This window comes from Aquirufa nivalisilvae (assembly GCF_004307455.1).
Classification (GTDB): Bacteria; Bacteroidota; Bacteroidia; order Cytophagales; family Spirosomataceae; genus Aquirufa; species Aquirufa nivalisilvae.
In genome coordinates, this window is sequence record NZ_SEWX01000005.1 from 523,084 (window position 1) to 538,817 (window position 15,734).

Annotated in this window: 15 protein-coding genes; 5 read left to right on the top strand and 10 right to left on the bottom strand. The window is 36.8% G+C overall.

What is annotated here, in order from left to right:
• Positions 1-20: 20 nt before the first annotated feature.
• From rplT to EWU22_RS09190, 9 genes are all read right to left on the bottom strand, one after another.
• Positions 21-365, bottom strand: a complete 345-nt coding sequence (gene rplT, locus EWU22_RS09150; protein ID WP_109323027.1) for a 50S ribosomal protein L20 — start codon at positions 363-365, stop codon at positions 21-23.
• 82 nt (positions 366-447) lie between these two features.
• Positions 448-642: a 50S ribosomal protein L35 gene (rpmI, locus tag EWU22_RS09155; protein WP_109323028.1), complete on the bottom strand. Its 195-nt coding sequence runs from the start codon at positions 640-642 to the stop codon at positions 448-450.
• Between the two features lie 86 nt (positions 643-728).
• Positions 729-1,289 carry a translation initiation factor IF-3 gene (infC, locus tag EWU22_RS09160; protein ID WP_109323029.1) on the bottom strand — a complete coding sequence of 187 codons (561 nt, stop codon included), beginning with the start codon at positions 1,287-1,289 and terminating at the stop codon, positions 729-731.
• A 118-nt stretch (positions 1,290-1,407) separates the two neighbouring features.
• Complete coding sequence (gene thrS / locus EWU22_RS09165) at positions 1,408-3,348, bottom strand: threonine--tRNA ligase (protein WP_130925292.1); 1,941 nt, start codon at positions 3,346-3,348, stop codon at positions 1,408-1,410.
• Positions 3,349-3,401: 53 nt separating this feature from the next.
• A complete protein-coding gene (locus tag EWU22_RS09170; protein WP_161566825.1) occupies positions 3,402-4,382 on the bottom strand; it encodes a tetratricopeptide repeat protein in 981 nt (326 codons plus the stop codon).
• Positions 4,383-4,483: 101 nt separating this feature from the next.
• Positions 4,484-7,237 carry a hypothetical protein gene (locus EWU22_RS09175; protein WP_130925294.1) on the bottom strand — a complete coding sequence of 918 codons (2,754 nt, stop codon included), beginning with the start codon at positions 7,235-7,237 and terminating at the stop codon, positions 4,484-4,486.
• 47 nt (positions 7,238-7,284) lie between these two features.
• A complete protein-coding gene (locus tag EWU22_RS09180; RefSeq protein WP_130925295.1) occupies positions 7,285-8,700 on the bottom strand; it encodes an aldehyde dehydrogenase family protein in 1,416 nt (471 codons plus the stop codon).
• A gap of 5 nt (positions 8,701-8,705) precedes the next feature.
• A complete protein-coding gene (locus EWU22_RS09185) occupies positions 8,706-9,455 on the bottom strand; it encodes a hypothetical protein (RefSeq protein WP_109323034.1) in 750 nt (249 codons plus the stop codon).
• The gene (locus tag EWU22_RS09190; RefSeq protein WP_130925296.1) at positions 9,442-10,524 is read right to left on the bottom strand and encodes an AMP-binding protein; all 1,083 of its coding nucleotides are present in this window, start codon (positions 10,522-10,524) and stop codon (positions 9,442-9,444) included. Before EWU22_RS09190 ends, EWU22_RS09185 begins: the two co-directional genes overlap by 14 nt.
• An 83-nt stretch (positions 10,525-10,607) precedes the next feature.
• Here EWU22_RS09190 and EWU22_RS09195 point away from each other — a divergent pair, with 83 nt between their 5' ends.
• Genes EWU22_RS09195 through EWU22_RS09215 form a run of 5 tightly spaced genes read left to right on the top strand, consistent with a single transcriptional unit; the run spans position 10,608 to position 14,818 of the window.
• Positions 10,608-11,057, top strand: a complete 450-nt coding sequence (locus EWU22_RS09195; protein ID WP_109323036.1) for a DUF2452 domain-containing protein — start codon at positions 10,608-10,610, stop codon at positions 11,055-11,057.
• Positions 11,058-11,060: 3 nt separating this feature from the next.
• A complete protein-coding gene (gene menB / locus EWU22_RS09200; protein ID WP_109323037.1) occupies positions 11,061-11,885 on the top strand; it encodes a 1,4-dihydroxy-2-naphthoyl-CoA synthase in 825 nt (274 codons plus the stop codon).
• A 1-nt stretch (position 11,886) separates the two neighbouring features.
• Positions 11,887-12,291, top strand: a complete 405-nt coding sequence (locus tag EWU22_RS09205) for an EVE domain-containing protein (protein WP_109323038.1) — start codon at positions 11,887-11,889, stop codon at positions 12,289-12,291.
• A gap of 5 nt (positions 12,292-12,296) precedes the next feature.
• The gene (locus tag EWU22_RS09210) at positions 12,297-13,910 is read left to right on the top strand and encodes a hypothetical protein (protein WP_130925297.1); all 1,614 of its coding nucleotides are present in this window, start codon (positions 12,297-12,299) and stop codon (positions 13,908-13,910) included.
• Positions 13,911-13,912: 2 nt separating this feature from the next.
• Positions 13,913-14,818 carry a class I SAM-dependent methyltransferase gene (locus tag EWU22_RS09215; protein ID WP_231962864.1) on the top strand — a complete coding sequence of 302 codons (906 nt, stop codon included), beginning with the start codon at positions 13,913-13,915 and terminating at the stop codon, positions 14,816-14,818.
• A 6-nt stretch (positions 14,819-14,824) separates the two neighbouring features.
• Here the strand turns inward: EWU22_RS09215 and EWU22_RS09220 are convergent, their stop codons facing one another.
• Positions 14,825-15,715 (bottom strand): bifunctional 5,10-methylenetetrahydrofolate dehydrogenase/5,10-methenyltetrahydrofolate cyclohydrolase, encoded by an 891-nt coding sequence (locus tag EWU22_RS09220; RefSeq protein ID WP_130925298.1) that lies wholly within the window; start codon positions 15,713-15,715, stop codon positions 14,825-14,827.
• Positions 15,716-15,734 lie beyond the last annotated feature (19 nt).

Genomic DNA, 15,734 nt, shown 5'->3' on the forward strand with positions numbered 1-15,734 from the left:
ACTAAGTATTTAAATAAGGATTAACCTAATTTATTAACTACTGCTTTGAACGCTTCTGGATGGTTCATCGCTAAATCAGCAAGCACCTTACGGTTTAAAGTCATTCCTGATTTGTTGAATTTGCCCATGAAAGCTGAATAAGACATTCCTTCTTGACGAGCAGCAGCATTGATACGCTGAATCCACAATCCTCTGAAATCTCTTTTCTTTACTTTGCGATCACGGTATGCATATTGCAAACCTTTCTCAACTTTGTTTTTGGCTACGGTCCAAACGTTTTTTCCGCGACCATAAAAGCCTTTGGCTAATTTTAAGATTTTTTTTCTGCGAGCTCTAGAAGCTACATGGTTGACACTACGTGGCATAGAAATTTGTTTTTTGAAATTGAGGCGACTTCTTACAGTACTTTAGGCCTTATTTCTGGTTGAACAATAACTTAAATTGATATTAAAGACCTAACATTAAGTTTACACGGTCCATATCAGATGGAGAAACTAAAGTAGCGTGAACTAAGTTACGCTTCTGCTTAGTCGTTTTTTTAGTAAGGATATGGCTATGAAAAGCGTGTTTACGCTTGATTTTACCAGTTCCAGTTACTTTGAAACGTTTCTTTGCTCCAGAGTTGGTTTTAATTTTTGGCATTATTGTAAAAATTAAATTTAAAATTGGGAATGCAAAAGTATAAAAAATACCCCTTAATTCCCTGTTTTGATTAAAAAAAATTGAAATTATTTCTTAGCAGCTTTAGGAGAGAAGATAATGCTCATACGCTTACCTTCTAATTTCGGCATGTCATCTGGTTTGCCAAACTCTTCTAAGCCTTTAGCGAAGTTCAATAATAACATTTCGCCACGCTCTTTGAAAACAATAGTACGTCCAACAAAGTGAACATAAGCCTTTACCTTAGCGCCTTCTTTTAAGAAGTTAACTGCGTGTTTTAACTTAAAATTAAAATCATGCTCGTCGGTATTAGGACCGAAACGGATCTCTTTAATAACCGTTTTCGTAGCATTCGCTTTGATTTCTTTTTGCTTTTTCTTTTGATCATACTTGAATTTAGCATAATCAATGACCTTACAAACAGGAGGAACGGCATTAGGAGAGATTTCAACCAAATCTAAACTTTGAGACTCAGCTATCGCTAGCGCTTTAGAAAACTCATAAACACCTTGCTCAATATTTTCTCCTACTAATCGCACTTCTGCAACCCCTCGAATTAAATTATTGATTCTGTAAGGCTCCTCTTCTCGTTTGTTTCCTCGGTAATTGTTATTGGGGCGTAAAGCCATAAAGTAAAATTTCGTTTAATAATTATTGTTAATTCTCGTATTCAATTCGAAAGCTATATCAATTTTAACGCATTTGCAAACAAAAGAGTTTCAAGCAATTGATAATCGCCAATAAAACTTATCTATCCTGAGTCAATTGTTGAATTTCTTCCTGAGCAATAGCCATAAAAGCATCCAAAGTCATCGAACCTAAATCTCCTTGACCCTTTTTACGAATACTGATCAATCCTTCTGCCTGTTCTTTTTCTCCGACAATAATCATGAAGGGAACTTTTGAAACTTCAGCATCTCGGATTTTACGACCTATCTTCTCATCACGGTGATCTACATATCCTCTTAAATCACGCTCTTGTAAACGTAAATAAATCTCATTGGCATAATCTTCGTATTTCTCGGAAATAGGTAAGACTGCCAATTGATCCGGAGATAACCACAATGGGAAATTTCCTGCCGTATTTTCAATCAAAATTGCTACAAAACGCTCCAAAGAGCCAAATGGTGCCCGGTGAATCATAACAGGACGATGCTTTTGGTTATCTGAACCTGTATATTCTAATTCAAAACGCTGAGGTAATTGATAATCTACTTGAATAGTCCCTAATTGCCATTTTCTACCCAAAGCATCACGAACCATAAAATCTAATTTGGGACCATAGAATGCGGCTTCGCCATATTCCACCACATAAGGTAGGCCTTTTTCTTCTGCCGACTTAATGATAGCTGCTTCTGCCTTTTCCCAATCCTCATCTCTACCGATATATTTCTCCCGATCTGTTTTATCTCTCAATGAAACTTGGGCCGAAAATTCATTAAAACCAAGCGCCTTGAATACATAAAGTACCAAATCAATCACTTTCATGAATTCATCCTCTACTTGGTCTGGACGACAAAATATGTGCGCATCATCTTGAGTAAAGCCTCTAACACGCGTTAAGCCATGTAATTCTCCTGATTGTTCATAACGATAAACCGTACCAAACTCTGCTAAACGCAAAGGTAAATCTTTATAAGAACGAGGTTTAGTTTTATAAATCTCACAGTGGTGAGGACAGTTCATCGGTTTCAACAAGAACTCTTCACCTTCATCAGGAGTATTGATTGGTTGAAATGAATCTTTACCGTATTTGGCATAATGACCAGAAGTCACATACAATTCTTTACTTCCTATGTGTGGAGTCACAACTGGAGAATAACCTGCACGAACCTGAGCTCTACGTAAGAAGTTCTCTAATCTTTCACGAAGAATCGTTCCTTTAGGCAGCCACAAAGGCAAACCTAAACCTACCTTTTCAGAAAATGCAAAAAGCTCTAATTCCTTGCCTAATTTGCGGTGGTCACGGCGTTTAGCTTCTTCTAATAGGAATAAATACTCTTCCAATTCTTTCGCCTTAGGGAAAGTGATGGCATATATACGGGTCATTTGCTTACGCTTCTCATCGCCGCGCCAGTATGCACCCGCTACGCTTAATAACTTGACAGATTTAATAAATCCAGTTTGAGGAATATGAGGCCCACGACACAAATCAGTGAAGTTTCCTTGTGTATAGAAAGTAATAGAACCATCTTCCAAACCTTCTAAAAGTTCTAATTTATACTCATCATCTTTTTCCTGAAAATAGGCAATAGCATCTGCTTTGGCCACAGGCTTTCTCAAATATTCACTCTTTTGGCGAGCCAATTCGAGCATTTTGTCTTCAATCTGCTTAAACTGATCACTACCAAATTCCTTTCCTCCTAAATCTATATCGTAATAAAATCCATTTTCAATGGCTGGACCAATACCAAACTTTGTACCTGGATACAAAGCCTCAATAGCTTCTGCCATTAAGTGGGCAGATGAATGCCAAAATGTCTTTTTCCCATCCGTATCATTCCAGGTCAATAATTGAACACGCGCATCGCTTTGAATAGGAGTAGAGGCATCTACAACTTGATCATCCACTTTGGCAGCCAACACATTTCGTGCTAAACCTTCTGAAATTGACAAGGCAACTTCCATAGGTGTCACACCTGAATTATACTCACGGATATTTCCGTCGGGAAAAGTAATTTTTATCATTCGAACAAATTTTATGCAATTTACAAATTAAGCAGGAATATTAGGAGCGTATTTTAATTTTCAGGTGTCTCCGTATACAAACTATCCCTTTGAGCTCGAGTAGAATCTATATTTCGATTCATCAATCGATACCTTAAACTCTTAAACCTAGCATCTGCAGGATATAATCTTTGAGCTGAATCCAAAAGCTCTATACTTTTTAACCTTTCTCCTAAATAAAGCCAACAAATCGACTTAGTAAACATGGCTTCAGAACTAAATGCATTGTCATTAGGCACTTTATCATAAAAAGCGATTGATTTATAATAATCTCTATTTTTAAAGTAAAAGTTACCTAGCTCAGCGAATAAACTAATATTGTTAGAAAATGAAGCCAACACACTGGCATATACTTTTTCTGCTCTAGGAATTTGTCGAATTTGGGCCAAAAAGCGAGCCCAAAAACGAAGTAAATGTGGGTCATTGGGGTACTTTTTTCTTGCAGCTAATAACTGAGCTTGATATATCATCAAAGGAACTCGAACACCTTGATGTTGAAAATACAATCGAGCTAAGGGAGTTTCAGATAGATAAATGTTACTACTATCACGTACAGACTTCATCCATGCTAAAGTATCGCCCACAGATAAATTACGCAAAGTATAAACATAAGCTCTATCCTTGGGTGATAAACCTACTTTTAGACTTTTAGCCAAATAGTAATTGGCCATTTTAATTTGCTTCTGTTGGGCATATATTTCTGCAAGTAAAATCCATAAACCTGGGGCAGAAAAACCCGCTTCTTCTAATGATTTCGCATCTTTTAAAGCGTCGGTATATTCTTCTAAATGGTAGTGGATTTGTGCCGACAGAAATAAAAAGTCCAAATCACCGGATTCTATCTGTAAGGCCCTTTGTATATCTTCATAGGCTTTCAGATACTTTCTTTGAGTAAAATAAGCTTTGGAACGTATATAATATAAGGAGGAAGATGGTTTATCTTCTAAAATGGCGCTGACGTATTGAATCACCCGCTGTGGATCTTCACCTTTCAAAAATGCGGTAGAAGGAGGTATTTTTTCGCCTTTTGAATCTTGATTTGTTTCACAGGAAAGTAAAAAAAAGCTTAATCCAAGCAGTCCAATCCAAGAAAAAATTAAAAACCTATATCGATTACCAAAGGATACCACTCGATTTGCTTGGTTTGAGATTTATATAAACAACGAACTCCGATTTCAAATGTTTGAGAAAATCGCATCAAATGAAATTGAGACGACAAATCTACACCGAATGATTGGAAAGTCGTGGAGGTAGTTCCATCTTTTAGTATATTTTCTCCTTGAGATGCATCAAAAAACAAATTACCTTTTAATCGCTTCACATACAATAATCTACCTACATTGAAATCCGTATTGGCAATAGGAAACTTATAGTCTGCAGAAAAAGAATATAATCGATTATACAACACGGTGGTGTATCCACGTGGCAAGGCTAATGTACTAGCAAATGTATAGTTTCCATTAGATTGCTGCTGGTAGGCTCCTCTTAAGGAAATACCATGGTGTTTAAATAGGCCAGGAACAAATGCTTTTAGTTGAGCAGACCAAATTTCTGAATTCAAATTTTGACTAAATGGGGTTCCTTGCCAATGCAATCCAATTTGATATCCCCAAGGTGACTGAACATCCCAATATGCCTTATTCAACAATTTTGAATAGGAGAGTGCGTGCGTCATGGATGAATACATGCCATTAAATGCCTCACTTTTAAATCTTAATGGTAAATCATAACCACTGACTTGAAAAAAAGAATAGGTAGACGAAATGGTTAAAAACTCTGAATACGCTGAATGTGTCAAATTAAAAGGTAAACGTATACCCAAATCTCCTTTCGTTTGCGTCCAACTATCTGTCCTCAAACTATCAAATGGTGCTCTTTTATCAATATATAAACTTGTACTACGTTGACTATTTTGAAACGATGCATCAAATACTGGAAATAATCCTTGGTAAGAAAAGCGAGCAAACTGAGTACCAGCACGCTCATTGGGATCATATTGATACCCCAAACCAGCCTGAAAGGTATTGGTTATATTTTTAGACAATAAACTTACTTCCAATTGATTTCCCTGAGCTGCTATTAATGGTCCCCATGAATACACATTAAAAATATTCCATTTAGAATATTTTTGAGCAGCATAATTAGGATTCACTAAGTGATTGTACGTTGGTGAAGCTTCTGAAACGAATGGTTTCCAATCCTCATTCTTCAAATTTGTCTGCATGATTGCATCACCAGAGGCTCTGTAGGATTGATATATGATCTTTTCATCATTAAAAGCCTGAGCAGAATAAGCTCCAAATTGCGAATGCGTTAAGATTTGTTGCTGTTTATTTTTTAAATGAATGCGAACAATTTGATCAATGCCATTAACTGGTTCATTGAAATAAACATAATCTCCTTGTAAGTAAGGTGCACCAATATTATTAGCCCCTAATCCAATCTCATACAACTGATTAAAATGCACCAAATCCATCACTCGAATGGATTTCTGATGTTGTCTTTTTACAACAAATACCATCCTGTTCTGGTCAGCCAATCGAGCATGAAGTACCTGTTCTCCAGAAGCTATAGCTATTTTTTTAATCAATTGTCTGGTTTCTACATCCAATAATAACAAATGAGATGAGCCTGAATTATTTTGGACTAGGGTTAATACTTGTTTTCCATCTTGACTGATGGAAGGGTTTATCCATTTTTCATCTCCATCCCAAAATGTCTTTTCCTTTGTTTCACGATTAAATAAGACCAAACGAGTCCCTTGCTTTTGCCCCCAACGAACATCAAATTTGATTTCTGACCATACAATCCAGTTGGGTGAGGCAGAAAGCATATTCATTTCTGCTATTGGTCCTAGCTTCGTTAACTCCTTTTCTTGCCCCTGACTAACTTCTACCAGCACAGGAATACTTGAAAATCCCGATTTAATTGCCACAAATGTATTATCTGAAATCCAACAAGGATATTCATAAGGAGTATATCCTTTAGAAACCTTGGGACTAATTTGCACCGCATTATCGACGTTAACTTGCTGTTTCAATTGAATAGAATCACTTAATTCCTTTAAAGCCAATTGACTCAGCTGATCTATACTCAATCCCGTTCTTTGCTTTACCACCGAAGAAAATGCAAAAGGATAAGGGCGCTGTAAGGCGTTTTGCCAAATCTGACCTATGGCAAATTCACCTTGTTTTTGACGAATATATTGACTCAAATACTGGCCAAATACATAGTGATTAGGGACAAACTCTCGGAACGATTTCCCCATCAATTTTCCGTAAGATGGAATACCAAATTCCGATAAATACGCGTGAAGAGGCAAATAGAACTCTGGTATTTTACTTCGGCCAATAGGATTTAACTTTGTTTCTGTTTCCACAGCATCTCCTTCCCAAAGCCAATTAGGTACTATTAAATTGGAATATAAGGCTTGGCCATTACTTCCCCATAAACTTCTAAATACCTTGGCTAAACCTTGTCGACCCAACTCATTTTGAAACATATGTCGAGTTTCATGACTCACCAACATCTCAAGCCATTCATTGGTACCCACTAAAGCTGGACTTTGTGTGGGAATAGAGAAAAACTCCGCCCTAGGGGCGTTCAAACTAACAAAACCATTAGAATATATCCCTTTGTTTTGTAATACAATTTTCCAAGGATGCAGTTTGCTGGGTAGAGTCTTTCCAACTTGATTTACATGTTTTTCAAGGTAAAACGCTGTTAATTGAGCTAAACTATCAGCATCTTCAGGATAAATAATTTGAATGGCATGATTAGGAACTTGAATGCGTTTCCATTGAACTGATGCTGGATTTTGATCTAATAAGGCATAATTTAACTGTGCCATAGTCATTGGGGCAATGCCCAAACACAACAAGAATATGAATACTTTTTTTAAAGCCATTTGAGAATAAAATCAAGCATCCAACGAACTTTTAACTGATAAGGGGGATATAAAAACTTCATCATTCGACTATGTTGAATTAACACTGATTTCTGATTTGAGAACTCAATAAATCCGTATTTACCCCCTGTTTTACCAATTCCAGAATTATTAACACCTCCAAAAGGTAACTCGCCATGCCCATAATGGATAAGGCAATCATTAACAACTACACCACCCGAACTTGTATTTTTCAGAATATGCTGAGTAAACTCTTCATTTTCTGAAAAAATATACAATGCTAAGGGTTTTTCTTCTCTTGCTAATTTGTCGATAATTTCTTGCTCATCTTTATAAACTAAAATGGGTAAAATCGGTCCAAAAATCTCCTCCTGCATGATTTTCATATCATGGTGGCAATTAGTCAATACCGTAGGTGCAATAAAACAATCTTGCTCATCTGTATCTCCACCAAATAGAATATTGGCTCCATGCAGTTTAGCGTCCTCCACTAAATTCATTATCCTACTAAAATGTCTGGAATTGACAATTCTAGCATAATCTTTACTTTGCTGAACACCTTTTTTATCAGGATTATAAAACGAATTAACCGACTTTTCTAGTGCTTCTAAAAATGCGAAATAATGCTTCTCATGTACATATACATAATCTGGAGCAATACAAGTCTGTCCATTATTCAAAAACTTACCCCAGGCAATTTTTTGTGCTGAAGCTTCAATATCAGCCAGAGGGCCAATAATTGCTGGTGATTTTCCTCCTAATTCTAAGGTAACAGAAGTTAAATGTTCGGCAGCAGCCTTCATGACTAATTTGCCAATCATGGGACTACCTGTAAAGAATATATGATCGAATTTCTGGTCTAATAAACAGGTCGAAACCGCTGCATCACCTTCAAATACAGCTACTTCACTACGATCAAATAGTGATGTAATCATTTTTTTAATAAAAGTAGAAGTGGCTGGGCTTAATTCAGAAGGTTTTAGCATGACTGCATTGCCGGCAGCTATAGCTAATAGGAGTGGACAGATAGCCAAGTTAAAGGGATAATTCCAAGGAGCAATGATCAAACACATCCCCTTGGCTTCCATTTGCACGTATCCTTGTGTACCTAACAATAGGAGTGGAGTATCTACTTTTTGAGGCTTCATCCAGGATTTCAGATGAGCGCATATATGATCTATTTCTCTTTTTACACCTAAAAGTTCTGCTAAAATGACCTCAGAAGATGGTTTTTTAAAATCGTCATACAAAGCATCAAACAATTCTTTTTTATGAGAAATCATGTATTTCTCAATGGATCTCAATTTGTCAATACGTTCTTTATGGGTCGTATTTTTAAGACGAGATAAAGACGATTTTTGAATCCAAAATACTTCTGCAATTTGATCTTCTATTAGTGAAACCATAGCTTTTAAGACTTAAATAATTCTCTTAAACTGTTTTCTAATCCATCAAAATACCGGTTATTTCCCGAAGGTTTTCTTAAAGAATCTCCAGCCACATACCATAAGCCATCCCCAGGGTAAACAGCAAATGACTGTGTGCTTCTCAATTCCTCTTTTGCTTTATCCGCTTGAAAATCAGCAATATAAACAGTATTCATTAAAGTCTGTAAACGATCCCAATCTGAAATTGTTTTAAGCACTGAACCTGATTCTTGATAAGTGAAATTCAAATTTTGGAAAGATAATTCTCCTTCAATCCTAATCCATTCATCCAATTCATTTTTAAACTGAAACCCTAGAAACAAAGGCAATTCTCTACCGGCCGTCTCGAAAATGGATTGAATGAATTCTTGAATTAAATTTTCTTCTATTTCCAACATCCTTGGCACCTTAGTGGTCGAATTGGGATATTCCAACATAATAAACGGCTCTTCATCTCTTGGCTTACATGATCCCGATTTATATGTTTCAAATCTAATGGCTAATCTTTGTTGCCATGCTGGTGATATGCTTCCTTTCCAGGCCCATGATTCTTCAGTAGGTAAACCTTCAGCGATCAATTCTTCTTTAGAAAAATCATCCCGATCAGTGTATTGAATCTCCACTTCCAAAGACGCCTGCGGAGTTCCAAATTCAATAAATCGAATTAATGATTCAAAATGGTAAGGAGCTGGCACATTGTTAGCACTCTCGTAAAATAAATTAAAATTTGTCATGGGCAGAAGATTCTTTGGATAAAGATTGGAGGTACAAAGCTACCGTTTTCAAGCTATCCAATTTACCATTTGAATTAAATAAGAATTTTGGAAGGCAAATAATCGACTTAGGGATTTGTTTTGAAGACAAATGCTGTAATAAATATTGTTTTAAATGACCTTCAAATGACACTTCTTCAGGTGATTCGATAAAAAGTACGGCTTTTTGCCCGTAAAATATATCCGGAATACCAGCTACAAAAGAATGTTTAGAAATGCCATTTTCTAAAAAATAGGCTTGAACGTGTTTTTCAATTTGACTAGGTAACAATTTCATTCCACCAGAATTAATGACAAAGTCTTTTCGTCCCAAAATCTTGAAACGTTGATCTTCATTCAATTCAGCTAAATCATTGGTTTCTATCCATGCTCGATTAGTCACCTCTGCTCGGATACAAATGCAGCCTTCCTCATTCAATTTTAGTTTCACTCCTGGAAGTGGACTTAGGTAATCATCAATTTGTAAAGAAATAGGTCTGTAAGCTATGTGTGAAACCGTTTCTGTCATCCCATAAGTAAGAAAAATTGGAAAATCTTGTTTCATCGCTAGACTTTCAATCTCAACAGAAATAGCTGCACCACCCACTAAAACCCCTTTTGCAAGATGAAAAGGCTTCAATAAAGAGTCATTTTGCAGTATATGTTGTAATTGAGGAGGAACGAGGGAGGTCAATTGTATGGATAAATCAATGGGAATATCTGGCTGGTTACTAGGCTCAACAATGATAAGTTGTAAATCCCAAACTAAGGCTCTTACTACAACCATCACGCCTCCAATAAATTTTACGGGCAAGCACAATAATGCACGGTCGCCAGCTTCCAATCCCAACCAATTTCCAGTCAATTGAGCAGAATGAATCATTTGATCTCGATGAATTCGAATAGCTTTGGGTTGCCCAGTTGACCCCGACGTATGGAAGTTAAACCACTCATTTCCTGCGTTCCACGATTGACAAAATTCAATCACCTCAGCTTCAAAAGGAGTGGATGGAACAGGGAACACATTGGACTTTGGAGAAATTACCAGCATATAATCAGTGAATCATTCCAAAATTAACCAAACATTCTCTAATTTTGAGGGTTACAGCTAGGATTTACCTTAATTAATTGAGCATGTCTGAAGATCCTTTCTTAAATCCCATTAATCCAGAAAAAGTAGCCCAAAACCCTGGACTTTTACCTTATGCGCATACGGCTGGTTCTGCTGTCATTAAGCCTGAGGACATGGGAAAATCGAAAGGTAGATCGGTGAAAGCAATGCGGCAGCAAACAGACCGCCAAATGAACCAGTTGTATGAACAAATGGAGGTATTGGCTAAACAAGCCAAATTATTAGCTGAAAGAAAAGAAATATCGGAGCGAATTTACGATGCAGCTATGGGTTTTGAACCTATCATCAGTGAAACGTATTATCTATATGAAAAAGAGAATGGAACGGATTTACTATCTTTAGTAGCTCCACATGAATGGGGCCGTTCTTTTAAATACAGTCGATTTTTAGCCCAAGTAACATTATTAGCAGACCATACATGGGATGTGATTTATAACCAAGAAAACGAATAAACCATGACATCTAATTTTCCCTGGAAAACGATCAAGGAGTACGAAGAAATTCTATTTCAACAATACAATGGAATCGCCAAAATTTCCATTAATCGCCCTCATAAACACAATGCTTTTACACCAAAAACGGTGCAGGAGATGTCTGAAGCGATGGAATTAGCGCGACAAGACACAACAGTTGGCGTCATAATATTAACTGGCGAGGGTGGAAAGGCATTCTGCTCAGGCGGAGATCAAAGTGTTAGGGGTGATGGGGGATATGTAGGTCAAGATTTAGTTCCCCGATTAAATGTCTTGGATTTACAAAGACAAATTAGAACTATACCAAAACCAGTAATTGCCATGGTTGCTGGCTGGGCCATTGGTGGTGGACATGTCTTACATGTAGTTTGTGATTTATCTATTGCAGCAGATAATGCCCGTTTTGGTCAAACTGGACCCAATGTAGGGTCTTTTGATGGTGGTTTTGGTGCATCTTATTTAGCGCGTGTGGTTGGACAAAAGAAAGCCAGAGAAATTTGGTATTTATGTGATCAATATGATGCTCAAGAAGCTTTACAAATGGGTTTGGTAAATAAAGTGGTTCCTTTAGATCAGTTAGAAGCTACTACCATTTCTTGGTGTGAAAGAATATTGGAGAAAAGTCCAATAGCTCTTCGTATGCTAAAATCTTCATTCAATGCTGAGTTAGATGGACAAGCAGGAATTCAAGAATTAGCTGGCAATGCCACCTTGTTATATTATTTATCCGATGAAGCTAAGGAAGGTAAAAATGCCTTTTTAGAAAAAAGAAAGCCAGATTTCTCTAAATTCCCTAAATTTCCTTGATATGAATCATTGGTTAGTAAAATCAGAACCTTTCAAATATTCTTGGGATGATTTCGTTAAAGAAGGTAAATCCGTTTGGGATGGAGTAAGAAATTACCAAGCCAGAAATAACTTGATGGCCATGAAAAAGGGTGATTGGGTGTATTTTTATCATTCCAATGAAGGCCTTGAAGTGGTTGGATTAGCCGAGGTAAGTAAGGAACATTATCCTGATCCTACCACGGATGATCCTCGCTGGGTAGTTGTTGAACTGATTCCTATAAGGAAGTTTAATAAAACAGTAACCTTAAAACAGATGAAATCAGATGATCGCTTAGGGAATTTGGCCTTATTAAAGCAATCTAGACTTTCAGTAACGCCAGTTGACAAGCCTGAATTTGATATTATCATGAGCCTAACAGAATAAATATTATGAAACGTTTTCATCAATTCAAGCTAGTGTTGTGTAGCCTTTTGCTTTCAACCTTGTTTCAAGCGCAAGCCCAAGTTGGTCAACGAATTGAATTTCCAGTAGGAGGTAAAGACTTAGAATCCTTCACCATACCTATTGGTAATCAGGGAGTTATCATCTTAAACCAATTAGGCAAGCAAGAATTTAGTATACAAAAATTCTCCACCAACTTGGAGCAAGTTTGGTATACCTCTGGAACAATTGATAATGGCTTGGATTATGTAAATTATAGTTTCGACGGTAAATCGTTAAATCTATTATTCAGTCGATTTAAGAGTAATTCCTACCAAATAGTGCGTGTTAATGTATCGAAAGGTTCGTTTGAAAAATTCCAAATCTATTCCGTGGATCGAATGGAAATTTCCAATTTTAAAGCCTTAAACGAGTCTTTGTTCATTGGTGGAATTGTCAATAATCAACCTGTCATTTTATTTACCAATTTAAAAGAACGCAAAACCCGAATTCTTCCTTCCGTAGTTAAAGGACAAGCAGAGATTCAGTCCATGGATTTAGACTCCATCCAACAGCAGGTAAATGTGACCTATTCTGTTGGAAATCGAGCTAAAAACTATCAATTAATCATTAAATCATTTGATGAAGATGGCGGACAAATTGGACAAATTGTCATGAATCCCAATGAAGAATTTGCTATGATGAATGCAAAATCAACTCAGTTAAATGACTCGTTGCAGGTAATTGTGGGCACTTATGGGCACAAGACCACCATTGGTTCATCTAAAGGACCAAGTTCTCAAGGGATCTATTTTAACTCATATTTAGATGGGGAATTGCTTCAATCTAAGTTTCATAGTTTTACTAAATTTTCGAACTTCTTTAATTTCTTGACTCCCAAACAAAAAGAAAAACAAGAGAAGAAAATCAAGGATAAGGAAAGTAAGGGTGAGGATCTTCGACTTGATTATCGTTTATTAATTCATGAAATCATTAAAAAGGGAGATCACTACATAGTGGTGGCTGAAGCATTTTATCCTGATTACAAATACAATAATTTTGGCCCTTATGGCTCAATGATGGGCTTAGGAAGCTTTTATTCACCATGGAGCATGATGTATAATCCCTACCGTTGGGGTTATGGATATTATGGTTTGTATTCCCCTTATTCAAGTTATTATAGTCCTTGGGGATACCGTGGATACAATTATTATGGAAACCAACAACAATTTGATGGTTGGGTTTACACCCATGCGGTTATCGTTGAATTGGATGAAAAAGGAGAATTACTTTGGGATCACTGCATTGACATGAAAGACCTTAAAGAACCTAAATTGATTCAAAAAATCAAAACATCCATTCAGGGAGATCAAATCGTACTTTCCTTTAACTTAGATAATCAAATTATTACCAAGACCATTAAAAATCAAGGTAAATCAGAAAGTGAGAGTATACAAAACATCAGTACGGAAAATGAGGGTGACAAAATCAGAAGAAGTAGTCGTTCTGAGTTAAATTATTGGTTTGGACCCTATTTCCTAGCCAATGGATACCAGACGATTTCCAACGAAGAAGGTCGCCGATCGGTATATTATTTAAATAAGATAGAAATCCAAAAATAATTTTGAAGCAGTCCACATCCATTGCCATTGAAACACCTCAATTTTGGGGAAATAATTATCAGTTAATCGACTCAGGTGGATTTGAAAAGCTGGAAAAATTTGGAGAATTCACCGTTAGACGGCCTGAACCTCAGGCTATTTGGGGTAAATCACTTGCTGAAAATGAATGGCAAAAATTGAGTCATGCCCATTTTAAAAAGGAAAAGGGAAGCCAGGAACGTGGACAATGGGAAGTGAAAGGCAAAGTACCCGACAAATGGTTCATGCCTTATCAATCTGATCGCCTTCAACTTTCTTTCAAAATTTCTCTTTCCTCATTTAAACATGTGGGATTATTTCCTGAGCAAGCCTCCAATTGGGAGTTTTTGGCAGAAAAAATTCCTCTCTTTAAAAGACCCAATCCCAAGTTTTTAAACCTATTTGCCTATACAGGGGGAGCAAGTTTGGTATGTCGACAAATGGGAGCAGAAGTAACCCATGTAGATTCTGTCAAGCCTGTATTATCATGGGCTAGAGAAAATATGGAAGTATCCAAACTTGACGGCATACGTTGGATGGCTGAAGACGCCCTAAAGTTTGTCAAAAGAGAGGCTAGAAGAGGTAATTTCTATCAAGGAATATTGCTAGATCCTCCAGCCTATGGACGTGGACCTGATGGTGAAAAATGGGTGTTAGAAGAGCAAATTGAAGATTTATTACTTTCTGTCAAAGAAATATTGGATCCAGAAGAGCACTTGTTATTAAGTAATGTGTATTCACTTGGTTTCTCCACTTTAGTGGTTGAAAATCTCATGAATGGTATATTTGATGTGCCTTCAAGTGCCGAATCAGGAGAACTCTATTTAAATGACAATAGCGACAAAAAACTTCCTTTGGGAGTCTTTCATCGCTATTATAATCACATATAAATGGGCTTAATTTTTGGGATAAATTGTCCCTTTGGCAGCCAATAAGGTGTTTTTCATTAATGAAACAATTGTCATTGGACCTACACCTTTAGGTACTGGAGTGATGTAAGAACATTTAGGGGCTACATCTGCAAAATCCACGTCTCCTTTTAAAGCAAAACCTGATTTTTTGCTTTCGTCTACTACTCGGGTCAAACCTACATCAATCACCACAGCTCCATCTTTAATGTGTGCCGCTTTAATGAACTCTGGTTTACCCAATGCGGCAATGACAATATCACCTTGAGCGCAAATTTCTTCCAAGTTAGGAGTTCTTGAGTGAGTCAATGTAACTGTACAATTTCCTTGAGGGTGGTTTCTTTGCATCAAAATCGACATTGGCAAACCTACAATTTGACTTCTACCGACTACAACACAATGTTTACCGGCCGTTTGAATATTGTAATAAGCCAATAAATCCAATACCCCTTGAGGAGTGGCTGAAATATAAGCAGGTAAGCCTTTAGCCATTCGACCTATGTTGATTGGATGAAATCCGTCTACATCTTTAGAAGGATGAATCGTTTCCATCACTTTATCCGGATTAATATGATCGGGTAGGGGTAATTGAACAATCAAACCATCCATATCAGGATTATCATTTACACCTTGAACAGCGGCCAACAATTCAGCTTCTGTAATGCTTGGTTCAAAACGTAAAAGGGTAGACGTAAATCCTAATTCTTCACAAGATTTGACTTTATTAGCCACATAGGTTTCAGATGCGCCATTATTTCCCACTAAAATAGCTACTAAATGAGGTGCTCTATGACCTGCTGCTACTAATTCTTGTACCTCTTTGGCAATCGAGGCTTTCATTGTTTCAGAAACAAATTTGCCATCAATAATTTGACTCATACCCTTAAATTAAATGTTA